The 23,380-nt window shown below is 46.5% G+C and carries 22 protein-coding genes; 13 read left to right on the top strand and 9 right to left on the bottom strand.

The features are described from left to right. Window positions 1-234 precede the first annotated feature (234 nt). Together MHB84_RS08510 and MHB84_RS08505 are read left to right on the top strand one after the other, a co-directional pair. Window positions 235-1,413, top strand: a complete 1,179-nt coding sequence (locus MHB84_RS08510; protein WP_076290398.1) for an alanyl-tRNA editing protein — start codon at window positions 235-237, stop codon at window positions 1,411-1,413. A 78-nt stretch (window positions 1,414-1,491) separates the two neighbouring features. Beyond that, window positions 1,492-2,796, top strand: coding sequence for a DUF1963 domain-containing protein (locus MHB84_RS08505; protein WP_076290397.1), 1,305 nt, complete (start codon window positions 1,492-1,494; stop codon window positions 2,794-2,796). Between the two features lie 207 nt (window positions 2,797-3,003). Here the strand turns inward: MHB84_RS08505 and MHB84_RS08500 are convergent, their stop codons facing one another. Both MHB84_RS08500 and MHB84_RS08495 read right to left on the bottom strand, forming a co-directional pair. After that, window positions 3,004-3,345: a DUF1801 domain-containing protein gene (locus MHB84_RS08500; RefSeq protein ID WP_076290468.1), complete on the bottom strand. Its 342-nt coding sequence runs from the start codon at window positions 3,343-3,345 to the stop codon at window positions 3,004-3,006. A gap of 2 nt (window positions 3,346-3,347) precedes the next feature. Next, a complete protein-coding gene (locus MHB84_RS08495; protein ID WP_083678997.1) occupies window positions 3,348-3,923 on the bottom strand; it encodes a GNAT family N-acetyltransferase in 576 nt (191 codons plus the stop codon). A gap of 255 nt (window positions 3,924-4,178) precedes the next feature. Between MHB84_RS08495 and MHB84_RS08490 the strand changes: the two genes are divergently transcribed. From MHB84_RS08490 to MHB84_RS08470, 5 genes are all read left to right on the top strand, one after another. After that, window positions 4,179-4,634 (top strand): GNAT family N-acetyltransferase, encoded by a 456-nt coding sequence (locus tag MHB84_RS08490; protein ID WP_076290396.1) that lies wholly within the window; start codon window positions 4,179-4,181, stop codon window positions 4,632-4,634. 357 nt (window positions 4,635-4,991) lie between these two features. Next, a complete protein-coding gene (locus tag MHB84_RS08485) occupies window positions 4,992-6,335 on the top strand; it encodes an amino acid permease (protein ID WP_256716862.1) in 1,344 nt (447 codons plus the stop codon). A 294-nt stretch (window positions 6,336-6,629) separates the two neighbouring features. Further along, a complete protein-coding gene (locus MHB84_RS08480; protein WP_076290395.1) occupies window positions 6,630-6,809 on the top strand; it encodes a hypothetical protein in 180 nt (59 codons plus the stop codon). 147 nt (window positions 6,810-6,956) lie between these two features. Further along, window positions 6,957-7,247, top strand: coding sequence for a hypothetical protein (locus tag MHB84_RS08475; protein ID WP_076290394.1), 291 nt, complete (start codon window positions 6,957-6,959; stop codon window positions 7,245-7,247). A 322-nt stretch (window positions 7,248-7,569) separates the two neighbouring features. Then, on the top strand, window positions 7,570-9,324 hold the full coding sequence (locus MHB84_RS08470) for a methyl-accepting chemotaxis protein (protein WP_076290393.1): 1,755 nt from the start codon (window positions 7,570-7,572) through the stop codon (window positions 9,322-9,324). Between the two features lie 109 nt (window positions 9,325-9,433). Here MHB84_RS08470 and MHB84_RS08465 read toward each other — a convergent pair whose 3' ends face one another. Continuing rightward, window positions 9,434-10,339: a LysR family transcriptional regulator gene (locus tag MHB84_RS08465; RefSeq protein ID WP_076290392.1), complete on the bottom strand. Its 906-nt coding sequence runs from the start codon at window positions 10,337-10,339 to the stop codon at window positions 9,434-9,436. 141 nt (window positions 10,340-10,480) lie between these two features. On the opposite strand from MHB84_RS08465, the gene MHB84_RS08460 reads away from it, so the two are divergent. After that, a complete protein-coding gene (locus tag MHB84_RS08460) occupies window positions 10,481-11,524 on the top strand; it encodes a 2,3-butanediol dehydrogenase (protein ID WP_076290391.1) in 1,044 nt (347 codons plus the stop codon). Window positions 11,525-11,672: 148 nt separating this feature from the next. Here MHB84_RS08460 and MHB84_RS08455 read toward each other — a convergent pair whose 3' ends face one another. Then, window positions 11,673-12,182, bottom strand: a complete 510-nt coding sequence (locus MHB84_RS08455) for a GNAT family N-acetyltransferase (RefSeq protein ID WP_063566024.1) — start codon at window positions 12,180-12,182, stop codon at window positions 11,673-11,675. A 170-nt stretch (window positions 12,183-12,352) separates the two neighbouring features. Beyond that, entirely contained in the window at window positions 12,353-13,120 is a 768-nt protein-coding gene (locus MHB84_RS08450; protein WP_143764771.1) for a helix-turn-helix domain-containing protein, read from the bottom strand. A gap of 194 nt (window positions 13,121-13,314) precedes the next feature. On the opposite strand from MHB84_RS08450, the gene MHB84_RS08445 reads away from it, so the two are divergent. Continuing rightward, window positions 13,315-15,636, top strand: coding sequence for a beta-L-arabinofuranosidase domain-containing protein (locus MHB84_RS08445; protein WP_076290390.1), 2,322 nt, complete (start codon window positions 13,315-13,317; stop codon window positions 15,634-15,636). Between the two features lie 25 nt (window positions 15,637-15,661). On the opposite strand, the gene MHB84_RS08440 is transcribed toward MHB84_RS08445, so the two are convergent. Next, a complete protein-coding gene (locus MHB84_RS08440; RefSeq protein ID WP_341143025.1) occupies window positions 15,662-15,817 on the bottom strand; it encodes a hypothetical protein in 156 nt (51 codons plus the stop codon). 188 nt (window positions 15,818-16,005) lie between these two features. Between MHB84_RS08440 and MHB84_RS08435 the strand changes: the two genes are divergently transcribed. The 3 genes from MHB84_RS08435 (at window position 16,006) to MHB84_RS08425 (ending at window position 19,659) form a co-directional block, all read left to right on the top strand. Beyond that, window positions 16,006-16,737 (top strand): hypothetical protein, encoded by a 732-nt coding sequence (locus MHB84_RS08435; protein WP_063566066.1) that lies wholly within the window; start codon window positions 16,006-16,008, stop codon window positions 16,735-16,737. Window positions 16,738-16,749: 12 nt separating this feature from the next. Further along, on the top strand, window positions 16,750-18,438 hold the full coding sequence (locus MHB84_RS08430; RefSeq protein ID WP_076290389.1) for a vWA domain-containing protein: 1,689 nt from the start codon (window positions 16,750-16,752) through the stop codon (window positions 18,436-18,438). Between the two features lie 81 nt (window positions 18,439-18,519). Further along, entirely contained in the window at window positions 18,520-19,659 is a 1,140-nt protein-coding gene (locus MHB84_RS08425; protein ID WP_063566020.1) for a toxic anion resistance protein, read from the top strand. Window positions 19,660-19,765: 106 nt separating this feature from the next. Here MHB84_RS08425 and MHB84_RS08420 read toward each other — a convergent pair whose 3' ends face one another. From MHB84_RS08420 to MHB84_RS08410, 3 genes are all read right to left on the bottom strand, one after another. Next, the gene (locus MHB84_RS08420) at window positions 19,766-20,473 is read right to left on the bottom strand and encodes a YoaK family protein (protein WP_076290388.1); all 708 of its coding nucleotides are present in this window, start codon (window positions 20,471-20,473) and stop codon (window positions 19,766-19,768) included. A gap of 101 nt (window positions 20,474-20,574) precedes the next feature. Next, window positions 20,575-21,615 carry a cupin domain-containing protein gene (locus MHB84_RS08415; RefSeq protein ID WP_076290387.1) on the bottom strand — a complete coding sequence of 347 codons (1,041 nt, stop codon included), beginning with the start codon at window positions 21,613-21,615 and terminating at the stop codon, window positions 20,575-20,577. 167 nt (window positions 21,616-21,782) lie between these two features. Further along, complete coding sequence (locus tag MHB84_RS08410; protein ID WP_076290386.1) at window positions 21,783-22,391, bottom strand: TetR/AcrR family transcriptional regulator; 609 nt, start codon at window positions 22,389-22,391, stop codon at window positions 21,783-21,785. Window positions 22,392-22,582: 191 nt separating this feature from the next. Between MHB84_RS08410 and MHB84_RS08405 the strand changes: the two genes are divergently transcribed. Next, window positions 22,583-23,341 (top strand): SDR family oxidoreductase, encoded by a 759-nt coding sequence (locus tag MHB84_RS08405; protein ID WP_076290385.1) that lies wholly within the window; start codon window positions 22,583-22,585, stop codon window positions 23,339-23,341. Window positions 23,342-23,380: the final 39 nt, after the last annotated feature.

The following is a 23,380-nucleotide window of genomic DNA, read 5'->3' as shown; positions in this document are numbered from 1 at the left end:
AATATGACTGCATCTCGCTTTGGTGTAATCATAGGTACAATCCATATCCAACGTTTCATTAAACGGGGATAGTGGATATAAGTAAGGAGACCGCTCTGTAGCTTGGCTTACAGAGTGGTCTTTTTGATATGGAAAACGGAGAAGTGAGGCGGAAAATTTGGCTTGGCGGTTCCAGATAGTGTAATCTGGAGAGTATGGATAGCCATTTGAACGAGAAGGGATCGGGATGATTCGATGACGCAAAAAATCTATTATGACTCCGCGTACACACGGGAGTGGCATACACAAATTACAGGCAGAGTGGACAAGGAAGACGGTATATATGTCACGCTGGCAGAGACTGCTTTTTATCCGCATGGGGGTGGACAGCCTTGTGATCTGGGGCAAATCGGCGGCATTGAAGTGTTGGATGTAATTAGTGAAGACGGTGAGGTGCTGCATAAGCTGGAGCGTGCGCCGGAGCAGAACGATGTGGATTGCCACATCGATTGGCAGCGCAGGTTCGATCATATGCAGCAGCATAGCGGGCAGCATTTGCTGTCGGCTATTACGTTGAAGATGGCAGATGCGATGACGCTCAGTTTTCATCTGGGGACAGATTATATCTCGATTGATGTGGCTGCAGCCGAACTGGGAGCGAATCAACTGGCTGCAATTGAAATGGAGGTCAATCAGCAGATTTACCGGAATGCCAAAATCAGCAGTTCATGGGTCACTGCGGAAGAGGCGGCTCGTCTGCCGCTGGTGAAGCAACCTTCCGTAACCGAAGATATTCGAATCGTGGAGATCGAGGGCGTGGAATATAACGCTTGTGGTGGAACACATGTGTCAGCCACAGGAGAGATCGGGATTATTAAACTGTTGAAAACCGAGAAAGTGAAGGGCGGTACCCGGATCTATTTTAAATGCGGATACCGAGCACTGAATGAGTTCAACGCCGCACAAAGCGTGCTGACCGGAATTACAGCCAAATTGAAGACCAGCCGGGAAGAGCTGGCGGATCGGATCGACAAAATGGAAGCAGAACAAAAGCAGCTGCAAGCAGAGTTGAACGCTGTTAAATCTTCCAATGACGCTTATTATGCGCAAGAGCTTTTATCTGCACGGGAAGGGCTTGTCATTGCTCAAATCTTTGAGGACAAATCGCTCAAGGATATGCAGAGTCTGGCGACCAAGCTGACATCAGAACATGAGGGCCTTGTACTCTTTGCGAGCATCTCGGAGGCCAAAGTTGTATTGGCGCAGAACGGGCAGCCGCCGGAGTGGGCTTGTGGACCTTTCTTCAAGGGCAATCTCGGTGCTTACCAGGGCAAAGGTGGCGGCAGCGACAAGATGGCTCAGGCGGGTTTTGCCAGCAGCGAAGATGCGATCGCATTTTATGAATTTACGAAGGACCAACTGGGACATCATTAATCTACCTTCCCGCTGATTGATATCGATTGGACTCGATGGATCGTGAAGCGTGATCAATAGCAGAGGAGGTACCCATAGATGACAGAACGTATTCCGTGCATACGAGAGGAGTGCCCAAATACAATTTTGCCAGCAACGGCTGCCAGAACAGGTGGGTACTGCATGCCTTGCAAGCAGGAGATGGAACGCGAGGCACATCAGAGATACATTGAAGCCAATCGGCGCGACGTGGATTTGTATGAGGGAATCACGGACCCTGTGGAGATTTTGAAAATTATGCATACACGCCAGGTTCATGATCCACTAATCCGTTATGTGGCATACGCGCATTCCAAAGAAGAAGTATATCTATCCTTGTCTACGGAGCAGCAAGCCCTCATGATCGATTATGCGATGCAACTGATTCGTATGGGGGATGACGATACAGGTAAAGATATTTTGGTGTATCTGGTCTGCTACCATGATACGTCGTTGTCTGCACAGATTCCTGAGCTGTTGGAGCGCGAAATCTACTACCCTGCCATTTTGTATACGAGTGCCTCACCGGAAGTACGTGACCAACTGTTGCAGCGGGTGAACACCGATGATGAGAATCGGAATAATTTGTTGCTCATGCTCGCCTATATTGGAGATGACGTTGTCGTACGTCAGTTCCAGCAATGGAGGCAGTCGCCACCTCGTTGGGCAGATCAGCTGCATGTCGCACCAGAGCACTATACAACCGAAGCCGGTTGGGAGTTAACGAATGAAGGCCAGCGCAAGGATTTATTTATCACCCCAAGTTATTCACTCTATAAAGTAAAAGAGAATGAAGGGGCTGACGACACATCAATTGGCGACCCGATCTCCATGCTGTTGACCAGTACCGATAACTGTGAGTGGTGTGGCAGTCAGTTAACAACCTTAATTGATCTGGATGTACGGCATCCAGCATTGCAGGACGTTGCTTGGAACAGTGAGTGGCTTCAAGTGCAGACTTGCGTTATGTGTAGCTGTTATGGCGTCGTTTATATGGAGATGGATTCAGCAGGTGAACCGTTCTGGAGTACGCATAATGTGATGCCGATGGGAGCGGATGATCTTGACCCGGACGACAATATTCAGCTTGCACCGGATGCAGGCCGGCAGTTTCGGATTGCGACTGCTCCACGTCATGCGTTCCATGGCAGTGAGTGGGCGATGGAGCCTTCTACATCCCAGATCGGGGGCCACCCCGGATGGGTTCAGGACGCGGAGTACCCGAACTGTCCATGCTGCTCTTCTAGGATGAGGGCCGTTGGACAAATGGACTGGAGCGAGGTTGAGGAGTACGGGGATGGCATGTATTACATGTTCATTTGCGAGCCGTGTCAGATGACCGCGGTATCTTATCAACAATCCTGATGAGTGATCTCTAATGATCTGTTATTGCATAGATGCGATTTAAATTGTATTGACAGCTGCATACCCAAAAGGGGCTATTCCATATGTGTTCAACAGTATAGGAAGCCCCTTCGTATGATCAGGTCAACCAGATATGCTGGTTGGCCTTTTTAATAGTTGCTATAGTCGGTTAGAAAATCTATGACACGTTATATCCTCTATACCAGCTTAAAGTTCTGCCGATGCCTGTGTAAGAAGTGCAGCCAACCACTCATAGTCAGGCGTATCTTTTTCCTTGATCTTGATTGTTTTACGTTCCGCTGGGCCTTCAAATATCCCATCTGGCAGCTCAAGTTCGGTTGCATTGAAGATCGTGAAGGATACTGCTGGCTTGGAAGGGGAGATGACCGCTGCATATTTACCGTTTTTCAGGAAATGAGGTTTCTTGTATTGCACACGCTCCTCTACTTCAGGGATGGACTCATGTACCAACTCCCGTAGTTTACTTGCAACCGGGGCTTGCCAGGGAACCGGGATCTGTTCGATAAATTCAGTAACTTCCGCATTCATATTCATGCTTGTCCACCCTCCACATTGATCTGATTGTGTACTTCCCATTCTGGTCTTAGAATTCCCATCAATAAGCGATCATAGCGTTTTCCATCACGATAGACGGCTGATCTAGCACGACCTTCCAACTGAAAGCCGACCTTCTCATAGGCACGGATGCCCTTGGCATTATAGGCGATGACATCCAGACCTACCCGGTCCAGATTCAATTCATGGAAGGCATACCGCAAAATAAGGTTCAACGCTTCCGTTCCGTATCCCTTGTTGCGATGCTCTGCGAGTCCAATGCCAATGGCAAGTTGTCCGCAGCGGTTGTTCCATTCAATGCTGTGAATGACAACGAATCCGATCAGTTGTTCATCCTCAAGCGTTCGAAGCCGAAAGTAAACTTCCTTGTCCTTTGTCTCGCCCTCATCTTCAAGCTGCTTTTCCGAAAATGGAATGGCAATATCCGTATCCACATTTCGCAAATACTCAGGATCTTCATTCCATTGCAGCATGGTCTGCACGTCTTCAGCACGGGGCGGAGTCATTTTCAAGCGTTTGCTATAAAACAGATTTTCAGTCGATAATGTCATGATAGTCTCCTTTTCACAAATTAAGTTCGCTTCACCTCGGTACGACAATTAGCTATATGACTGCTACGCAGTATTCTTCGCTCCTTTTGGTTTCAGATAGCCTCACTATAATGGAAATTTAAGGGTATCACAATAGACATTTCATTCGTGTTTCTGAAGTTGTTGTCAGGAAACCTATCATGGTAGTACTATATAAACAATAGACATGTATTCAGTGATACAACACACAACAAAATGTCGGCAGGAGTGGTAGATATGGAGATCAAAGTAGACGATTTGAGCGGTCATCAAGTCATTGGATTAATTGCAGAACATCTGCAGGGAATGGCAGCAGATTCTCCGCCGGAAAGCATTCATGCCCTGGATCTCGATGGGTTAAAGAAACCTGAGATAACATTCTGGTGTGCATGGGAAGCGGAGGAGCTGCTTGGTTGCGGGGCCATGAAGGAATTGAATTCGGAGCATGCAGAATTGAAATCGATGCGTACAGCATCAGCCCACCTGAGAAAAGGCGTAGCAAGACAAATTCTTGCCCATATTATTGAGGTTGCCAAGAATCGGGGATATAAACGAATCAGTCTGGAGACAGGTTCGATGGATTCTTTTATTCCGGCGCGTAAGCTGTATGAGGACTTTGGGTTTCTATACTGTGAGCCATTCGCAGATTATAGTTTGGACCCGAACAGCGCTTTTATGACGAAGGAATTATAAATTACATGATAGGAAGTAAAACATAGCATGGACAAAGGAAACCAGTATTCTGTTGCATACAGACGGCTGGTTTTTTACGTTTATTAATTGTTTTGCGAAGTGATGGACTGCAACAAATCATACATATTGGAGATCGCAAGAAGAGTAGAATGTATTCAAATGAACGAGTTGGACTGCATACAGATTGCTTTGTCTCACTGTGGGGTATAAAACATAGGTTATGTCAGCATTCGTTTGGGATGAATTGGCCGTACGGAACTGCTGGGCTGAGGCATGGACAATAGGGTATACTGGACATTATGTTTATATAAACATGAAACAGAAATGCAGACGTTTTTTACATCAGGAGGACTTGAATTGGCTCAGACAGAAGGAACATTGCAGAAGAAACTTAAACCAAGGCATATTAGCTTTATGGCTATGGGCGGTGTCATTGGAACCGGAATTTTCAAAGGAAGCGCCGAAACAATTGGACTTGCAGGTCCAGGAGTTATTGTAACGTACATTTTTGCAGGATTATTGTTACTGGTTGTCATGGCTGCGATGGCGGAGATGGCTACGGTATACAAGAATAAAAATATGAAAGACTTTGTGCAGGAAGCGTTCGGCAGCAGAGTCTCCTTTATCATGGGATGGATGTATTGTTTCCTCTGGTTGTCGGTATGTGTGATTGAGGTGATTGCAGCAGGGAGCTTTTTGCAGTATTGGTTCACGGAAGTGCCGCTGTGGGCGTTGAGCCTTGCGTGTGCGGTGTTTATTATACTGATTAATCTGCTGAGTGTGGGCGTATTTGGGGAATTTGAATTTTGGCTGGCGGGCATTAAAATCGCCATGATTATTATTTTTATTATCCTCGGGGCTGGTCTGATCTTCGGGATCATTCCAAGTGATAACACGCCTTATCTGCATAATTACACGCAAGCAGGCGGTTTCTTCCCTAATGGATGGTCATCGATCTTTTCGGCATTATTGGTCGTCATGTTCTCTTATGGAGGATCTGAGCTTATTGGCTTAACCTTAACGGAGACGGAAAATGCGGACAAGGTGATGCCCAAAATTGTAGGGAACTTTATGCTGAGAATCATTTTATTTTTCACGCTGCCGATTCTCATCATCTGTGGGCTCATTCCGTGGAATGAATTAGGGCCCGAGAGCAGTCCTTTTGTACAGGTGCTGGCTTCCACGGGACTTCCGGGTGCAGCACATATTATGAACTTTATTTTGGTGACCGCCGTTCTGTCTGCTGCAAATTCCGGCATTTATGGCGCATCCCGTATGATGCATTCTATGGCGGTAGGTGGTGAAGCTCCCAAGGCTTTATCACATACGAATCGCAACGGCAGTCCGGTAAATACACTGCTGGTATGTGCTGTGATTCTACTTGGGGGCTCCATGCTGGGGCTATTCGCACAAGATCAGCTCTTCCGCGTGCTGCTGGCGGTTCCGGGGTTTGTCGTGATGCTTGTGTGGATTTGTATCGCCACATCACAGATGAAGCTGCGCAAGAGATATCCAGTACAACCGACATTTAAGGTGTGGGGATTTCCTTACGTTACTGGAGCTGCTGTGCTGTGTCTCGGTGTCATTGCAGTCATGTTTGTATTTGATGAAGGCAATCGTTTTAGCATCAGCATCTGTCTAACTGTACTCGTGTTACTGATTCTCTGGTCACTGATTCGATTCAGGAAGAATCAAAGGTAAGAAGTTTAGTGTTGTAAAAGCATCAATAGCTATGCAGTAACAAGACATCTCAGCGTTCACGCTGGGGTGTTTTTTTTTGAGAAAGCAAAGTATTAATGGGGACTGATTTGAAGTTTGATGTTATATTATGGAAAAATAGGGGTAATGCGAACTAGATAAATAAATCGCCAGTAGCTACGACATGACATGAGCTGCTTTTATAATAAAGGACCAGAAGTGTGTTTGAATCTTACATAAATCAGACTCCTCCCTTGGATTCATATAACAACGAATATATTTTGAACGAGGTACCACATGACGACGATAAAAGTAACCCCGGAACAGCTGTTATCAGTCTCCAGACAGTTTGAAGCAGCCCAAAGCCAGGTTTTTCAGATGAAGCGTTTAAAAGCGGAAGGGCCTTTGAACTATATAATCTTGATGATGCAACGTATGCACGAAATTTTGCTTTGGACGAAGCACAAGCCAGCATAAGAGCAGCGAGGTTTGCACCAGAATTAACTTCAGTAGAGAGAATGACACTACTTAGAGATGTAGTATGAGATTAAAAAACGCAGATCTCCGTGTACAAGATGTGAAGAATGAACTTTATATTCAACACAGATAGAAAGGATGATAAATATGCATAAATTGATGAAGGTTGGAGATATTTTTGAATCATCCGAATATGGCACTATTTTAGTGGGTATCAATCCTGTTCTTGATGACCTAAGCCATGATCAGATCAAAAAGCGAATCCATAATCATATTGTTGTTCGAACACCTGACAATAAGGAATTTCCAATAGATGTGGTTTCTGTACAAATCTCAAGTTCATTAATGAATAAGAAGAGCATTGGTATATGCGTTGGTAAGTCAATAAACCAATCTGAAATCCCTATTAACTCAGTGGTGTATACAGATATCTCTTAATGGGTTTGATTGGTGATGTATCTGTGAGATCACTTACGAAAACCAGGTTTAACCTACCCATGTTGACTAAACTCTGACGCATACGTCGGAGTTTTTCTTTGTATAAAAGCATAACAGTTTCATCGAAACAAAGATGGATATACTTCTATAAAAATAAAGCTAACACAGTGATGATAGTGTTCTAATCTCTATCCAATATTTTCTTGCCTAATTCGACAACTTCATATACTATTTTCACATTACATAGTGCTTCAAGCATGTAGTTTTTGGGTAGGGCGTAGTCGAAAAGGCTTACATACAGGTGTGAGAGGAAGAGGATTGGATGGTCGGTTTTTTCAAGAAACGTTTGGTTGTTCGCATTGTTGCCATTGTTACCTTGGTCATTGTGATTATATCTGCGGGAAGCATGCTGCTTCAGCTGGCGAATATGAAGCTAGCCGCGCAGGAGGCCATATCGAGTTACAATATTCAAATTGCCGAGAGTTATGTGAAACAGCTGGATACAGGACCGTATGTGGAATTTGCCAAAGACCCCAAGGAAAATGACGTGTTCTTGAAGATTCGTGATGAGCTGGATGATTTTCGTGTGAGCATCGGTGCGATGTATGTGTATTTTGTAAAAATAGACGATACAGGCACACCTCTCATTATGGTGGACGGCATGAAAGATGCAGATAAAGCATCACCGATCAATGAAGTGACGGATATCCCAGGTGATGCAGTCCAAAAGCTCTTGCAAGGGAAAACAGCCAGTTCCCCTATCATTAATAATGAGGAGTATGGTGAATATATTTCCTCATACGCTCCGATTCTGGACAGTAATGGGGCCTTAACGGGTGTGTTAGGAATCGATACAGCTGTGTCGGTCATTGGAAGTATTGAGTCAGATATTATGAAATCCAGCATTCCGTTGTATGCCCTGTTGTTGTTCATCACGGTTGCAGGCATCGCAGTTGTATTGTGGTTCATCGTAAGAGGCCTGCGACCGCTGAAACCGTTGAAGGCAAGCGTCGAACAAATGGCGCAAGGTGAGCTGGCGGAAGCCAATCGAATCCTGACCGCGTATCGGCTGCAAAGTGAGGATGAGATTGGCAGCACATTCAAGGCGATGATTCATATGTCTGGGGACTTAAATAAAATGATTGGCGACATGGTCGCGGGTGTTTCGGTAACCACGGATATTCTCGCGGAATCAACGGAGCAATTCAATCGTGATGCAGAAGATATGCTTGAGATGAATAAGAGTGTTGACCAATCCGTGCAGCAGATCAGACAGGGAGCGCATACCCAGAAGCAAGGTGCTAGCGACAGCGCCAATGCGATGGAAGAAATCGCTAAAGGGATTACCGATATTTCAGAGTCATCTACAGCCGTGTCCGACGCTGCAACAACTGCGCTTGCTACGGCACAATCGGGTAAGCAGAGCATGACGCAAATGAAGAAACAGATGGAGAGCATTTCGGCTGTATCTGCTGAAGTTGTAGCCATGGTCCAGGTGCTTAACAACTTCTCACAGCAAATCGGCGGTGCACTTCATACGGTGCGGGATTTTGCGAGTCAGACCAAGCTGCTGGCGCTGAATGCTTCAATTGAAGCCGCTCATGCAGGAGAGCATGGGAAGGGATTTGCCGTTGTAGCGGATGAAGTACGAAAATTGGCTGAGGCTTCAGGCACATCTGTGCAGACGATATCGGATTTGTTGCTCGGTATTCAGAAGGAGTCCCAGCATATCGGATCACAGATGGATGTTACCTCGCAAGAGATCGGCCAGGGGGTGACGAGCACAGCAGAAGCAGAGCTTGCCTTTACGCATATGGTTGAGGCGTTTCGTGTGGTAACATATCGTATCCAGGAGGTATCCGCAGCAGCGGAGGAAATATCGGCGGGTTCCGAGGAAGCGGCAGCATCGGTCAATACGATCTCGCAAATTTCATCCGGCGTTTCAGATCATTCGGATGACATTTATCGTTTGACAGGGGAGCAGTCGAGCATGTTCCAGAAGGTGGCACAAACGTCCACCCTGCTGAGGCAGCATACGATTGAGTTGAGCGAAGCTGTAAGAAAAGTAAAGGTATAAAGGAAGCAAGCAGTAAGCAGTAAGTTGAATCCTTATCAAATGTGGAACACTCTGGTGCAAACACCGGAGTGTTTTTTTTGACATCCCAATTATGACTTAGACTCTGCCATCATAACTGATCCAGCTCAATTGCCTGTCTGAAGCGTTGAGCAAATCGCTCTGCGGCCACAGCAACCTCCTTGGATTCGGTCTGTACGAAGCCGATTTGCATTTTAGGTTGGTCGATCGAGGCGATCTCTACCATTTTTGCAATGCCTTCTTTCCATAGCGGATGTTGGTAGAAGGAAAAGTCATGACCAATGGTGGCGGCAATATTGTTTCTTAGAACGGTGCTGATCGCTTCCGAGTTGTTCGTTTTGAACAGGATGGACAGAGGGCCATAATCATACGTGAACTCCTGCAGGAAATCTTCGATAAATCCATCACGATACAGAGCAAGCTTATGTTCTTTTAATTGTTCGGGAGTAACCCGGTTAAGCTTGGCTAGTTCGGATTGGTGATGAGTGCATACAACCAGTTTGCCTGAATACATAGGACTGAAGTGCAGTCCATCGAATTCCCTCAATTGTTTGGCGTAGATGGCGATGAAGCCCAGGTGGGTTCTGTTGTTACGGATGTCCTCGATAATTTCCATGGAACCTTTCTCTTCAATGGCAATATTCAATTGAGGGTGCTCGCGTTTCATATCTGCAGTAGTCTGAACAAGGTAAGGCATCACACTTGGAAAAGTAGCAACATGCAGGTCTCCGGTTAACGAGGATGTCTCGGCATTCAGTGATTTCAATTCATCAATTCGCTGCAAAATATCGAGTGCCTTGGCAATAAACTGTTTGCCTTCAGGGGTGGGGAACGTCCCATGGCGCGAGCGTTCGAACAGGATCATACCCAGCTCATTTTCAAGTCGATGTACAGATTGGCTGATTGCCGACTGAGTGACATGCAGGTGCTCCGAGGCAGCCGAGAACGATTGGGTTTTGGCAATTTCAACGACATATTCAAGTTGTTCCAGATTCATGGTTTCATCTCCGTTTTAGCATTAGTACAAGTAATATTAACATTAGTATCTATAAATATGAATAATACGTGAACAGCGATATAATTAATAGACAGTAGTTGAATCTCAGGTAGACAAGATAAACCAAAGGGGATGTATCTCATGAAAGCAGCAGTATGGTATGCCAAAAAAGATGTCCGGGTCGAAGAACGGGAAATACCGGTAGCCCAATCAGGACAAGTGAAAATTAAAGTCGAGTACGCAGGAATCTGCGGTAGTGACTTACATGCTTACCATCATGGCGTAGGCATTCAGGAAGGGCAGAACCACCCGCTTTCAGGACAGAAAGCGCCGCTGACACTTGGTCATGAGTTTGCAGGAACCGTCAGTGAATTGGGAAGTGATGTAAGCGGTATCAGTATAGGGGACCGTGTCGTTGTTGAACCGCTGTATCATTGCGGAAAGTGTGAGTACTGTATTCAGGGACGCTATAACCAATGTACCGAGTTCGGATTTGTGGGACTGAACGGTGACGGAGGCTTTGCTGAATACGTTGTGGTTGAGGCGTATATGGTGCACAAATTGCAAGATAACGTCTCCTTTGAAGAGGGCGCACTGGTTGAGCCTACAGCGGTAGCTTTCCATGCGGTTCGCCATAGCAAATTAAAAGTGGGTCAGAAGGTTGCCGTATATGGTGCAGGTCCGATTGGACTGCTGACGATCCTTTCAGCCAAAGCTGCTGGAGCTTCCACGATCTATGCAGTCGATGTATTTGAAGAACGCTTGAATTTGGCTGCCAAGCTGGGAGCCATTCCGGTGAATAGTGCCAAAGTTAATGCCACTGAAGTGATTTTGCAGCAGTCTGGCGGAATAGATGTAGCATATGAAGCGGCAGGTGTACAGCCAACCATGGATAGCGCCGTAGCTGTGATCAAAAAAGGTGGAGAAGTTGTTGTCATCGCAGCAATTCCGAATCCACTACAGGTGAATTTCTTCGATCTGTTAGTGAAAGAAGCGAACCTGACAGCAACGCTGGCCTACCGTCATATCTTCCCTGAAGTCATCTCTTTGATTGCTGAGGGAGCACTTGATGTGAAACAGGTGATCACCAGAAAAATCAAGCTGGACGACATCGTTCAGGAAGGACTTGAACTGCTCATGACCGACAAGAGCCATGCGAAAATTCTGGTGGAAATCGGCGGTTAATAGTGTGGAAAATGGAGCGAATAGCATTTGCGGCTCTATTCCGATTCTTTAGCTCAGAATAACCGCTAAAAAGGGATACCCTCTGTCATGTTAATGACTTATGGGCATCCCTTTTTGTGTTATCCGCGCTTATTACCATTTGCGAGAATTATGAATCATAACGGTAGCAGATCGCTTTGCCTCCACCACTCTCGGAACTGAATTCCGGGTCTTCTACAAAACCGAAACGTTCGTATAATCGGATCGCGTTGACCATCTGGCCGCCCGTATATAAATACACCGTATTTTTGCCCATGTCTTTAGCAGACTCAACACATTGTTGAAGCAATTCTCTGGCAATACCGTGACCTCTCCACTTGGGATCAACGCCCAGCAGTCGAATAAACGGATAATCAATAGGCAACTCGAAGCTCGGATAAGCCTTATGCGCAGTCTCAAACAATTGGACCGTTCCAACAATCTGATTATCTATTTTGGCAATCCATAATTGCTTGATATAAGGATTGCTCGGCGATTCCCGAATGTCCTTCAAATAATGTTCCCATTGTTCCTGTGTTTGGAACGTGTCCCGGTACTCGGAGTAACTTTCAATGAGAATATGTACAATTTCTTCATGGTCAGCTTCTGTAGCGGGATGAATCGTTACTGCCGTTGTCATCTCAAGTTCTCCTTCTGATTTAATCTTGGTTTGATAAGAGATATAGTTGACTTGAATTGTATCACACCTAATGGTACTGGATTAATTCAAATTTTCTATATATGACTCATGAAATTCTATGAGTTGGTACTTCCGCACAAGACATCCAAGGTTCGCACGTATAAGGTTCATTATAGGCGATTGAGCTGTGTGGAATACAAATTATTGCGATATTCGGTGGGAGTATTGCCTTCGTATTGTTTGAACATGCGCAGGAAGAGTTTGTAATCCGAAAAACCGCATTGCCCCGCAATTTCTTTCACACTGGCATTGGTATTGAGCAGCATCTGCTTAGCCCGGCGAATCCGTTCCGTGAGGATATAGGTTTTGAGTCCAATGCCTTTCTCACGTTTTACCATTTTGGAGATATAATCTTTGTTAAAATTAAAAGTCTCGGCAATCTTGCCAACCGTAATGTCGGTATGCAGATGAATATCCACCCACTTGCAGATGTGGTCAACGATCGCATTGTGAGGCCGATAACCCGCCTGTGTGTTGCGTTCCAGTTCTTTGAGCAGCAGCAGCAATGCGGCGTCTGCTTCTTCCGGTGAGAACGATGAACTATGCAGCAATTGCTTGAACAGCTGATTGGCGGTGGACGGAACCTGAATAGTCGCATGGGTGGGATACTGGTCGAACTCTTTCTCAATTGAATCATAATGAACCCAATAAAAGCTGACGGGAGCATCGCTGACCTGATAGCCAGAATGGGTGCGTCCAGCTCTCAGAAACAGCAGATCATTTGCACGAACCACAAACTGCTCGTCCTCCTCGGCAATGTACATCTCGCCTTCTAACATCAAAATGACCTCGTGAACAGGCATGCTGCGCTTCATATGGCTCCAATTGCCTTCGGTTATGAACTTGCCGCACAAGTAATGTTCCAATGGCTTTTGCATAGGACGGATTTCTCCACCTTTTCTTGGATTATGAGTCTGATGTAGTTGTATTTTATTTGATAATATGAGGATATTCAAGGCCTGTATGAAGAAAGTTCGTAAGGGACACATGAATTTAAAAACGGATTTTACCCTTTGTACACTTATATAAATACTTCTAAATATCCACTACATACCGAGGAGGAGCGAGCAGAATGATTGAAACCAAAAAGGGATTTCTGGGACCTGAGCATGTAGATCTGTTAAATGGCGTTTTTCAAACGTCACAGGAAGTTGGAGAAAAGTATTTGTTATCACTGGACATTGATCGTTTTCTGGCACCGTGTTTTGAGGCCCATGGGTTACCGGCGAAAAAGGAACGATACGCGGGTTGGGAGGCACGCTCGATTAGCGGGCATTCCCTTGGACACTATCTGTCTGCCCTGGCTGTGACCTATCAGGCGACAGGTAATGAAACGTTAAAGCAAACGCTGGATTATGCCGTCAGTGAGCTTGCATCTATTCAGCTGACAACGGGCAGCGGGTATGTCGGCGGCTTATCCGAAGAAGCTTTCCGCATTGCATTTCGGGCAGAACACATTGGTGGTTTTAACATCGGTGAATATTGGGTTCCATGGTACAGCGTGCACAAGATCTATCGCGGACTAATTGATGCATACAAATTAACGGGCAACGGGCAGGCTCTTGACGTGGTAACGCGGTTTGCAGATTGGGCGGTAGAAGGTCTAAGCCCGATGACCGAGGAACAGATGCAGATCATGCTTCAATGTGAACACGGTGGAATGAATGAAGTGTTTGCCCATTTGTATGGAATCACCGGGAAGTCTGTATACCTTGAGATAGCCAACAAATTCACACATCAATTAATCCTCGAACCGTTGGAGCACAAGCAGGATGATCTTCAGGGCAAACATGCGAATACGCAGATTCCGAAAGTCATCGGTGCAGCTGAAATATACAATCAGGATCATAATCACGAGAGCTACCGGACAGCGGCGGAGTTTTTCTGGGACACTACGATTCATCATCGGGCTTATGTATTTGGTGCTACGAGCATTTCGGAGCATTATGAAGCGAAAGGCATGGAGAGTCTCGGCATCAAAACCGGAGAGAGCTGCTGTACACACAACATGATGCATCTGACGAAGCAGCTCTACACCTGGAATCCCGACAGTGCCTACATGGACTATTATGAAAATGCGATCTTCAACCATATCCTGGGCACACAGGACCCGGACACAGGCAACAAAACGTATTTTGCATCAACACTGCAAGGCCACTACAAAATCTACGGTACTCACGATACTGCCTGGTGGTGCTGCACAGGATCTGGCATGGAGAACCCGGGCAAATACGCCGAGGCAATCTACTTCGAGGATGAGCAGGATCTGTACGTAAATCTATATATCGCTTCCCAATTGGACTGGAAATCCCAAGACATATCACTGAAGCTCGAAACCGACTTTCCTTATTCGGAAAAGGTAACCCTTACGATCACCGAAGGCAGCGCCTCGGCCAATCTTAGACTACGTGTGCCCTTATGGCTGCAGGAGCCCATGACGGCAACAGTCAACGGGGATACGGCCCATCCGCATACCCGGATGGAAGCCGGATACCTCAACATCGAGCGCACATGGACCGCTGGTGATGTCATCACCATCACGCTGCCGATGTCGCTTCACCAATACACATCCCGGGATGATGCACACAAGGTGGCATTCCTGTACGGCCCGATTGTACTGGCAGGGGCTCTGGGAAGCGAAGGGCTGCCCGAGGATACCATCGTGGACGAAACGGCACTGAATCCCAAAACGGCACCTGTACCTGTGATCTGGACAGAGCAGGAGGATGTACGCGAGTGGATCAAGGCCGTAGACGCAAGTACGTTGACGTTTGAGATCAGCAAGGATGTCACATCAGACGGTAACCCGGTGAAACTGATTCCGTTCTATGATGTGCATCATGAGTTCTATACAATCTATTGGCCGTTTAACGATGAAGGGGATGCACTGGAGAAGGAATTGAATGATATCACCATCGACAGGGTGCAGCCTGACGGTCAGCAGGATGAGATTGGACATCATCTGGATAGCAATTGCCGCGCAGAACATCATAACGGTTCATATACAGACAGCCGCAACAAGCTGCATATGTGGCGGGAAGCATTTGGTGTCAGCGGAGCTTACTTCAGCTACCAGCTGGCGGTGGATGGTTCTGCGCCGAACTATGTATGCGTGGCATACTGGGGCGGGGATCATTCTCCTTTTGAACGGGAAGGAACGATGCATGAAAGAATCTTTAGTATCGCCGTCGATGGACATGTGGTCGGTGAACAGCGAATTCATATGAACAAGATCGGTGAAGTATTCTACGTAACCTATGATATCCCCCAGACGGTTACGTCAGGCAAAGACAGTGTGCGAGTTGCATTCCAGGCGTTGGACGATAACGGATGTGCCGGGAAAGTGGTGGAGGTGCGTACAACGCGAAGTAAACCGGAATCCATCTTTTCGTAAAATAAAATGAGCACACACATCATCATCACTCCGGCGCTGGCGTCGGGGTGTTTTTTTGATTTTTATCGTATCGAATAAGCCCTATATAAAAAATGACACGCACAGCAAATTTCCACGTATTACCTGATAACATTTCTTTTTCCGCCACCGATTGTTCAAGGGTATCAGGCTCATTTTCCAAAGGTTACAAAATCTTATCCAGTTGTCCCTCTAAAGATGAAATGGGATAAGCCCAAGCCACGTATATTATGAATATCCATATTAATCCACCCGAATGCGGCAACATCATGTACAATGAAATAAAGTTCCAATGGTAAATATCGACATAAAGGTCCAACACATAGCGCGAAAGGAGGTCTGATGATTTACATGATAAAGTACATAAAACTGCTGGGGCTGATCTTCGGCGTTGTGGTCATGAATGTTCTATTGTTCTCACCAGGATTCATCGGACTGGAGTTTGGCGGGGGAGCATTTACAACAGCGCTCTCGGTGACATTTCTGTTCGGTAGCGTGATGGCTCTCTTCTATGGAAGCTACACTTTATTGTTCAGACAGCCGGTAGTCTTGCCTGTGAAGAATATCGAAACACATGAAGATTATGTGGAAGCGTTATCCTTCTATCGACGCATTAAAGTGCTTGAGGAAGATATCACATTGGGATTATCTCAACTAAGCCGCATGAAGAAAAAGAAAGAAACCCTCCTGAACGTGCTGAATCAGCGATTTGATCCAGGGGAACTGAGTTACAAGAAATTTGCTTCGGTCACCCTCGAAGTGGAGAAGCTGTTATACCTCAACATCCGAAGTGTACTTAACCGACTCAATGTGTTCGATGAAGCGGAGTACGCCAGCCTGATGAAGTCCAAATCCGCAACACTTCCCCAGAAGCTTTTTCAAGAAAAGACCAAAGTATATAACGACTATCTAAGCTATGTGAAAAACTCGCTTCATACCAATGAGGAAATTCTTTTGAAGCTTGACCAATTGATGCTGGAAATCTCCCGCCTGGACAGCTTTGAAGCAGGAGATATTGAACAAATGCCATGTATGCAAGAAATTGACCAATTAATCAAGCACACCAAATTATACAGACAGTGAGGGGTTGTACGTATGGCTAAGAAGGGAAAGTTTTTTTTCATATCGATCGTGATGCTGGTACTCGTGTTTGGCCTCGTATATGCAGGGATTACGCTGACGTCGAACGTTGGTAAATCCAGCACACAGGTAACGACAGAGAATGCAGGCAAAGAGTTAGGCAAGCTGTATGCGGACATTGCGCCGGCAACGGCTGAACCCGTGAAGGGACAGATTGATCTCGACCCGGTGGATGTGGCTGAATCACTGCCGGACATCTCCAAATTTCCGATCACGGTCGAGAATACAACGAATGATTATGTAGAGATCTTTTCTTCCATTGAAAAGGCGGGAACCGGAGCGGATGGCTGGTTAACCGAAGTAACCGAAGAGTTCAACAAGGCTAACATTACCGTTGGCGGCAAACAGGTTTCGGTAAAATTACGCAATATCGCATCCGGTACGGCGGCTGATTATATTAAGTCTGGTAAATATGTGCCTGATGCGTTTACCCCTTCGAATGAGTTATGGGGCGAGATGGTAGCTGCAAGCGGAGTAAAGACAGACCTGGTATCCAAAAGACTGGTGGGGAACGTTCCTGGTATCGTCATCTCGAAAGCCAAATATGATGCGCTGGTCGACACGTACGGATCGGTTAATGTAAAAACCGTGACCGAAGCGATTGCCAACAATGAGCTCGCGATGGGGTACACCGATCCATTTGCCAGTTCCACGGGCCTAAACTTTCTCGTGACGGCACTCAACACATACGACAGCTCCAATCCGCTTGGTGAGAAAGCGATTGAGGGTTTTGAGAAGTTCCAAGCGAACGTACCGTTTACGGCGTCCACAACCATTCAGATGCGTGAGGCAGCCAAGTCAGGCCGACTGGACGCATTTGTACTGGAGTACCAGACTTACGTAAACACCGCAGATCTGAAAAGCGGATACGTCTTTACCCCTTTTGGCGTAAGACATGACAGCCCGCTGTATGCACTGGGGCAACTGCCGCAGAACAAGCAAGAGATCATTAAGAAGTATGCAGAATTCGTAACCCAAGCGAAGTATCAGCAATCGGCTGAGGAATTTGGCTTCAACGGCTTGCAGGACTACAAGTCTGAATTGAACACAGTGGATGGTGGCACCTTGTTGTCCGCTCAGAAAGTATGGAAAGAGAAAAAGAACGGCAGTAAACCGATTGCCGCCGTATTTGTAACCGACGTATCCGGGAGTATGGACGGCGAACCGCTGAACCGACTCAAGGAATCATTGCGCAAAGGCCAGAAGTTCCTTGGCACAGATAACAGCATCGGCCTCGTCTCCTACTCTAGTGGAGTAACGGTGAATCTGCCAATTGCCAAGTATGATACGAATCAGCAGTCGATGTTTGTTGGTACGGTGGATAGCCTGCAAGCGGGTGGCGGTACGGCAACCTTTGATGGGATCGTCGTGGCGATGAAGATGCTGGAAGATTATATGGCTACCAATCCTAATGTGAAACCACTGATCTTTGTCCTAAGTGATGGAGAGACCAATGAGGGTCATACACTGAAGGATATTCGTGATCTGGTTGAGACGTACAAAGTGCCAATCTACACGATCGGTTATAACGCGGACATCAAAGCTTTGGAGAGTATCTCCAGCATTAACGAAGCAGCTAGCATTAACGCGGATACCGACGATGTGGTGTACAAAATCGGTAACCTGTTCAACGTGCAGATGTAGCACGGGGACTACACTTGAAGTGACCTAATGTAAGGTTCATTATTCCATTTTAAATAGCACGTAATTGAAGGGGGAACTTGGATGTCGTTTTCGATGGAGATACCAAGCCAGAAGGAAATTCAGAAGGTAATAGAGGAGGAAATAAAGCCCGTACCTGCCGAGGTGGCGGAACTGCAGCAAGTCGCAAATGCCAATGTGGAGATGATCATGACACTCGATCTCGAATCGTTGGAGAAACGTAAGGAGATTCTGCAATCCATTGACGGCTTTGGCATGAACACGATGAGATCTTCTTCTGAGAAAAACGCGTTGCTTCAAGTCTCCGTTGGACATCTGTCCAAGACAGGAGACGAGGGCGGTCAGGTCGCCAAAGGCTTGACCGAGCTGCATATGCAACTGAAGGATCTCGACCCTAGCGTGGTCGACTTTGCCAAGACCGGATTCCTCGGTAAATTGTTCAATCCGCTCCGGGCCTATTTCCTGAAATACCAGAAGGCTGACGCGGTTATCGCCGATATCGTGACTTCGCTGGATAAAGGCAGAGCGACCCTGAGAAACGACAATACAACACTGGAGATTGAACAGCAAAATCTGCGGGAACTCACCAAACGACTGCAAAAGGAAATTCAGCTTGGCGTGCTGATGGATGAGTCGATTGACGCACAGATCGAAGCCGCCAAAGTACGTAATGAGGACCCGGAGAAAGTCCGTTTTATCACGGAAGAAGTGCTGTTCCCACTTCGTCAGCGGGTCATGGATTTACAGCAAATGCTGGTGGTGAACCAACAGGGCATCATGGCAATTGAAGTTGTCATCCGCAACAACAAGGAATTGATCCGCGGTGTGGATCGCGCCAAAAATGTAACGATCTCGGCATTGAAAATTGCCGTCACCGTCGCGAGTGCACTTTACAATCAGAAGATTGTATTGCAGAAGATTGAACTGCTTAACCGGACGACCAACGACCTGATCGCAGGTACGTCCAAAATGCTGAAAGATCAGGGCATTGCCATCCAGAAGCAAGCTTATGAGGCCAGCATTTCCGTTGATACGATGAAGCAGGCCTTCACGGATGTGCTTTCCGCACTCGACTCCATCAGTCTCTATAAGCAGGAGGCCTTGCCACGGATGCGGGAGACGATTAATCAGTTCCGTGAACTGGCGGATACCGGAGAGCAACAGATTCAGCGGTTGGAGAAAGGGCAGAAGCTGGGGCTGTAGTTTGAAAGGCAGTTAGAAGAACACAAGAAAGTTACATGCATGACCTCAAAAAACGGTTGAACTCAGATAAGATCTGGTTCAACCGTTTTTTTTGCTTTCCTGCTGTTTAGGTCAAATCACGTTGAACGTGGAGGACGTAGGGGATCAGCAGAAGAAGCAGAGCCAGTGAAGCTATCAGGGTAAGCAGCAGGCTTCCTTGGGTTAATAACAGTGCTCCCAGAGCTGCACCGATCACAAAAATAACCCAGAACAGGGCGAGTACTGCCCATTCGGAAGCAGGAGCCTTACCCCGAACGGCTTTGGCCAGTGCCTGTCCAATACCGAATAATGTGCCTGTTACAAATCCTTTGCCCACATCAGCATGAGCAACCATCTGGTGCATAGTGTTTTGCATACCCATGGCAACGGCAATCGGGAAAAGCACGCTCTGGGTATGGAGGAACAGCAAGAATGCAATAGCACCGGCAAACAGCAGGGATTCAAAGCCCAAGATGCCCGCCAGGCGCCATTTTCCCGCTCGATCTGTGATTAACGTACCGATAAAGGCGCCTACAACGAATAAAAAGATGACTAGACCTATATTCGTTAATACAGCGGAGTCTCCTTCAAATAGCGCGATGCCAAGCTTGGTACTGTTACCACTCATGAAAGACAGATATATTTTCCCCAGCTGCAGATATCCGACCGCATCAATGAAACCAGAGATCAGCACAAGCACACATGACAGTAGAAGCCGGGAAAGACCCGGCTCCAGTCGTTCTACGGTATGCCCCACATGTTTGCGATCACTGGTCGAATCGGAAGCAGAAGCCATGATGTCCAACCCCTTTTCCATGATAATGGATTGGTTCCGTGAAATAAGACAGAAGGATTTAATAACTCAGCCCTATGTTCAATAGGTACCGGGTAGTTGAACTATGACTTCGATTTATTCGGGTCAGGTGCGATAAAAAGAGTATCATTCGGAAGCTGTTCGGCTTCCTCTTTGGACATTTCCAGATTTGTGGATAGCACATCATCCGGATTGCCTGCGAGCCACTCGCTTAGATCAATAGCTTCATAATGTCCGCTGTTGAACCCGATTAACACAAGGCAGACCTCATTTCCCGTATTTTTGATATAGTGACCTGCACCCATCGGGGCATAACCCACATCACCTGCTTCGAATTGCTCTGTCACCGCATGACCTTCTGCCAGAAATACGGTCATTTCGGCAGTGCCGCTAATGTAATACTGCCATTCGTCGGCGTTTGGATGCCAATGCATCTCTCGTAATGCGCCTGGTTGCAGCTCGATCAGTGATCCGGCCATCGTGGTGGAGATGGGGAAATCTTCGACAGTAACCGTACGCTGTGTTCCACCGCCTGGGGCACGTCTGGGCTGCTTGGCATGCAGCGGGTATCGGTGGGGAGTCGTCAGCTCTGAATTGCGGCGATAGGTTCCAGAAGAGGAGCTGTCATTAGGGACAGGTCCTTTGACGAAGTAGGCTTCGCCCTGAGGCAATTTCGCTGCTCGCTCCGGGGGAATCCCAAGATTCTGGGCAACAATGTTGTTTGGTGTATGAGACAGGAAATCGGTAATGCTGAACGTGTGATCTTCCGAGAAATCACCATTATCAAATATCAGAATAAAATGGCATTCGTCCGGTCCCAATCCCTGAATGGAGTGTCCGTAACCACGTGGGAAATACCACACATCTCCTGGCTCAAATGTATCGGTGTACGCATGTCCGTCCGGATGAATGACAGTGGTGCGACAGGAGCCGCTGATCACATAAGCCCATTCCGCCGCATTGGCATGCCAGTGCAATTCACGCATGCCTCCCGGTTCCAGGCGCATGGATACGCCAGCTATTCCAATGGACGCAGGAAAATCCCGAACGGAAGCACCGCGGGTAATACCGCCTGGGCCTGTACGGGGTTCTTTTTGTTCAAGTCGATATTTGAAAGATGTCATCATGATTCCTCCTCATATTATATTAGGTACACATGTAAATAGTTAAATATGGCGTTCATACCTTTTACCCATATTTTGAGAAACTATTCAATTGATTCCTGATTAATATGAGGAAAAAGAGAGACTTTCATTCAAAACTTATGCTGGTTTGTCTGTACGTGTTGTACTTAGGGCGACTTATACGAGGTATGGTACACGACATTACCAGGTTTGAAATTAATGATTTTAAATAACTCATCTGCCATATAAGCCGGAGTATGTTTGAATTCTTGTCGAATCCATTCAATAATCATGCCGAATATCGCATGGGATTGATAACTTGCCAGCAGCTCGCGATTGATGTGGGACGGAAATATTTCGTTGAGGTCCTGAAGGGCAAGGTCACGCAGAACATCGCAAATCATTTGCTGAAAATTGGATGATGCCTCCGATTTCACAACAAGGGTGTAGAATTGCGCATGCTGATGCACATGTTCGAATATTTTGATTGCCGAAGAGGGCATATGACTTACTTCAAATATTTCTTTATCCAGATAAGGTTCACGATAGGAGAAGACCAGATCCTTAATGATGTCATCGATGATCTCATTGAACAGGTCTTCTTTGTATTGATAGTGCCTGTAAAAGGTGCCCCGATTCAGATCCGCCAGCTGTACGATATCGGTAATGGATATTTCTTTGAACGGCTGCTTTTGCATCAATTGGATGAGGGCATCCTTTAGTGCCGCTTTGGATTTCTTAATTCTTCGATCCATGGAACTCGGAAGTTCGGTCATATGCAGTACTCCTCGTAAACAGGTATTTTAAGATAAAGTACATTTGGAATTAGAAGTGTTGATTAACGTACAATTGGACAAGCTTTTACTGATTGAACAGGAATGCTATGACTTATTATACTAATGATAAGAGTTAATGAACATTTGTTTGTTAACTTATTGTAAACGAATACATGGAGGTTGATACAATTATGAGACTTCAAGATAAAGTAGCTGTAGTAACAGGTGCGGGTTCTGGCATGGGCAAAGCAATTGCAACACTTTACGCGCAAGAAGGTGCTAAGGTGGTTGTATCGGATATCAATGAAGCTTCAGCGAAGGCAGTTGCTGAGGATATCAAGGCAAATGGTGGAGAAGCGACGTTTGTGGTTGCGAATGTGGCGAAGGAAGAGGATATTCAGAACCTGATCGATACGACGGTTAACACCTATGGAACCGTGGACATTCTGGTCAATAATGCAGGCATTATGGACGGCATGGAGCCAGTTGCTGATGTTCTGGATGACAAGTGGGAAAGAGTATTTGCAATCAACACGACCAGTGTCATGCGTGCAACACGCAAAGTGTTGCCAATCTTCCTGGAGAAACAAAAAGGAGTCATTGTGAATATCGCCTCAGCAGGTGGGTTAAACGGTGGACGAGCAGGTGCAGCCTACACGGCCTCCAAACATGCAGTGGTAGGATTAACGAAAAACACTGGCTTCATGTATGCCGAACAAGGCATTCGTTGTAATGCCATTGCTCCAGGCGGGGTGGCAACCAACATCAGTTCGTCCATGGACGGGATAAGCCCATTTGGTGCAGGGCGACAACAGCTGGGCATGGCGATCAATCCACGTGTGGGGACGAGTGAAGAAATTGCACAGGTGGCGCTGTTCCTTGGTTCCGATGAATCCAGCTTCGTGAACGGAACAGTTGTAACGGCAGATGCAGGATGGAGCTCTTACTAATCCATCGTTTATAACTGAAATATGGAAAGAAGCTCATAC

This window comes from Paenibacillus sp. FSL F4-0087 (genome assembly GCF_038020215.1).
In the GTDB taxonomy this organism is placed as follows: domain Bacteria; phylum Bacillota; class Bacilli; order Paenibacillales; family Paenibacillaceae; genus Paenibacillus; species Paenibacillus taichungensis.
Note: the sequence above shows the minus strand (reverse complement) of the source record. Positions and strands in the feature narration are given on the sequence as shown.

Excerpts from the sequence above, each read along its gene's own strand:
- MHB84_RS08490 (WP_076290396.1), top strand. The coding sequence starts at position 4,179 with ATGGAGATCAAAGTAGACGATTTGAGCGGTCATCAAGTCATTGGATTA.
- MHB84_RS08415 (WP_076290387.1), bottom strand. The coding sequence starts at position 21,615 with ATGACATCTTTCAAATATCGACTTGAACAAAAAGAACCCCGTACAGGC.
- MHB84_RS08500 (WP_076290468.1), bottom strand. The coding sequence starts at position 3,345 with ATGAATGCGGAAGTTACTGAATTTATCGAACAGATCCCGGTTCCCTGG.
- MHB84_RS08480 (WP_076290395.1), top strand. The coding sequence starts at position 6,630 with ATGACGACGATAAAAGTAACCCCGGAACAGCTGTTATCAGTCTCCAGA.
- MHB84_RS08505 (WP_076290397.1), top strand. The coding sequence starts at position 1,492 with ATGACAGAACGTATTCCGTGCATACGAGAGGAGTGCCCAAATACAATT.
- MHB84_RS08475 (WP_076290394.1), top strand. The coding sequence starts at position 6,957 with ATGCATAAATTGATGAAGGTTGGAGATATTTTTGAATCATCCGAATAT.
- MHB84_RS08510 (WP_076290398.1), top strand. The coding sequence starts at position 235 with ATGACGCAAAAAATCTATTATGACTCCGCGTACACACGGGAGTGGCAT.
- MHB84_RS08435 (WP_063566066.1), top strand. The coding sequence starts at position 16,006 with ATGATAAAGTACATAAAACTGCTGGGGCTGATCTTCGGCGTTGTGGTC.
- MHB84_RS08425 (WP_063566020.1), top strand. The coding sequence starts at position 18,520 with ATGTCGTTTTCGATGGAGATACCAAGCCAGAAGGAAATTCAGAAGGTA.
- MHB84_RS08460 (WP_076290391.1), top strand. The coding sequence starts at position 10,481 with ATGAAAGCAGCAGTATGGTATGCCAAAAAAGATGTCCGGGTCGAAGAA.
- MHB84_RS08410 (WP_076290386.1), bottom strand. The coding sequence starts at position 22,391 with ATGACCGAACTTCCGAGTTCCATGGATCGAAGAATTAAGAAATCCAAA.
- MHB84_RS08430 (WP_076290389.1), top strand. The coding sequence starts at position 16,750 with ATGGCTAAGAAGGGAAAGTTTTTTTTCATATCGATCGTGATGCTGGTA.
- MHB84_RS08420 (WP_076290388.1), bottom strand. The coding sequence starts at position 20,473 with ATGGCTTCTGCTTCCGATTCGACCAGTGATCGCAAACATGTGGGGCAT.
- MHB84_RS08445 (WP_076290390.1), top strand. The coding sequence starts at position 13,315 with ATGATTGAAACCAAAAAGGGATTTCTGGGACCTGAGCATGTAGATCTG.
- MHB84_RS08465 (WP_076290392.1), bottom strand. The coding sequence starts at position 10,339 with ATGAATCTGGAACAACTTGAATATGTCGTTGAAATTGCCAAAACCCAA.
- MHB84_RS08405 (WP_076290385.1), top strand. The coding sequence starts at position 22,583 with ATGAGACTTCAAGATAAAGTAGCTGTAGTAACAGGTGCGGGTTCTGGC.
- MHB84_RS08470 (WP_076290393.1), top strand. The coding sequence starts at position 7,570 with ATGGTCGGTTTTTTCAAGAAACGTTTGGTTGTTCGCATTGTTGCCATT.
- MHB84_RS08455 (WP_063566024.1), bottom strand. The coding sequence starts at position 12,182 with ATGACAACGGCAGTAACGATTCATCCCGCTACAGAAGCTGACCATGAA.
- MHB84_RS08450 (WP_143764771.1), bottom strand. The coding sequence starts at position 13,120 with ATGCAAAAGCCATTGGAACATTACTTGTGCGGCAAGTTCATAACCGAA.
- MHB84_RS08495 (WP_083678997.1), bottom strand. The coding sequence starts at position 3,923 with ATGACATTATCGACTGAAAATCTGTTTTATAGCAAACGCTTGAAAATG.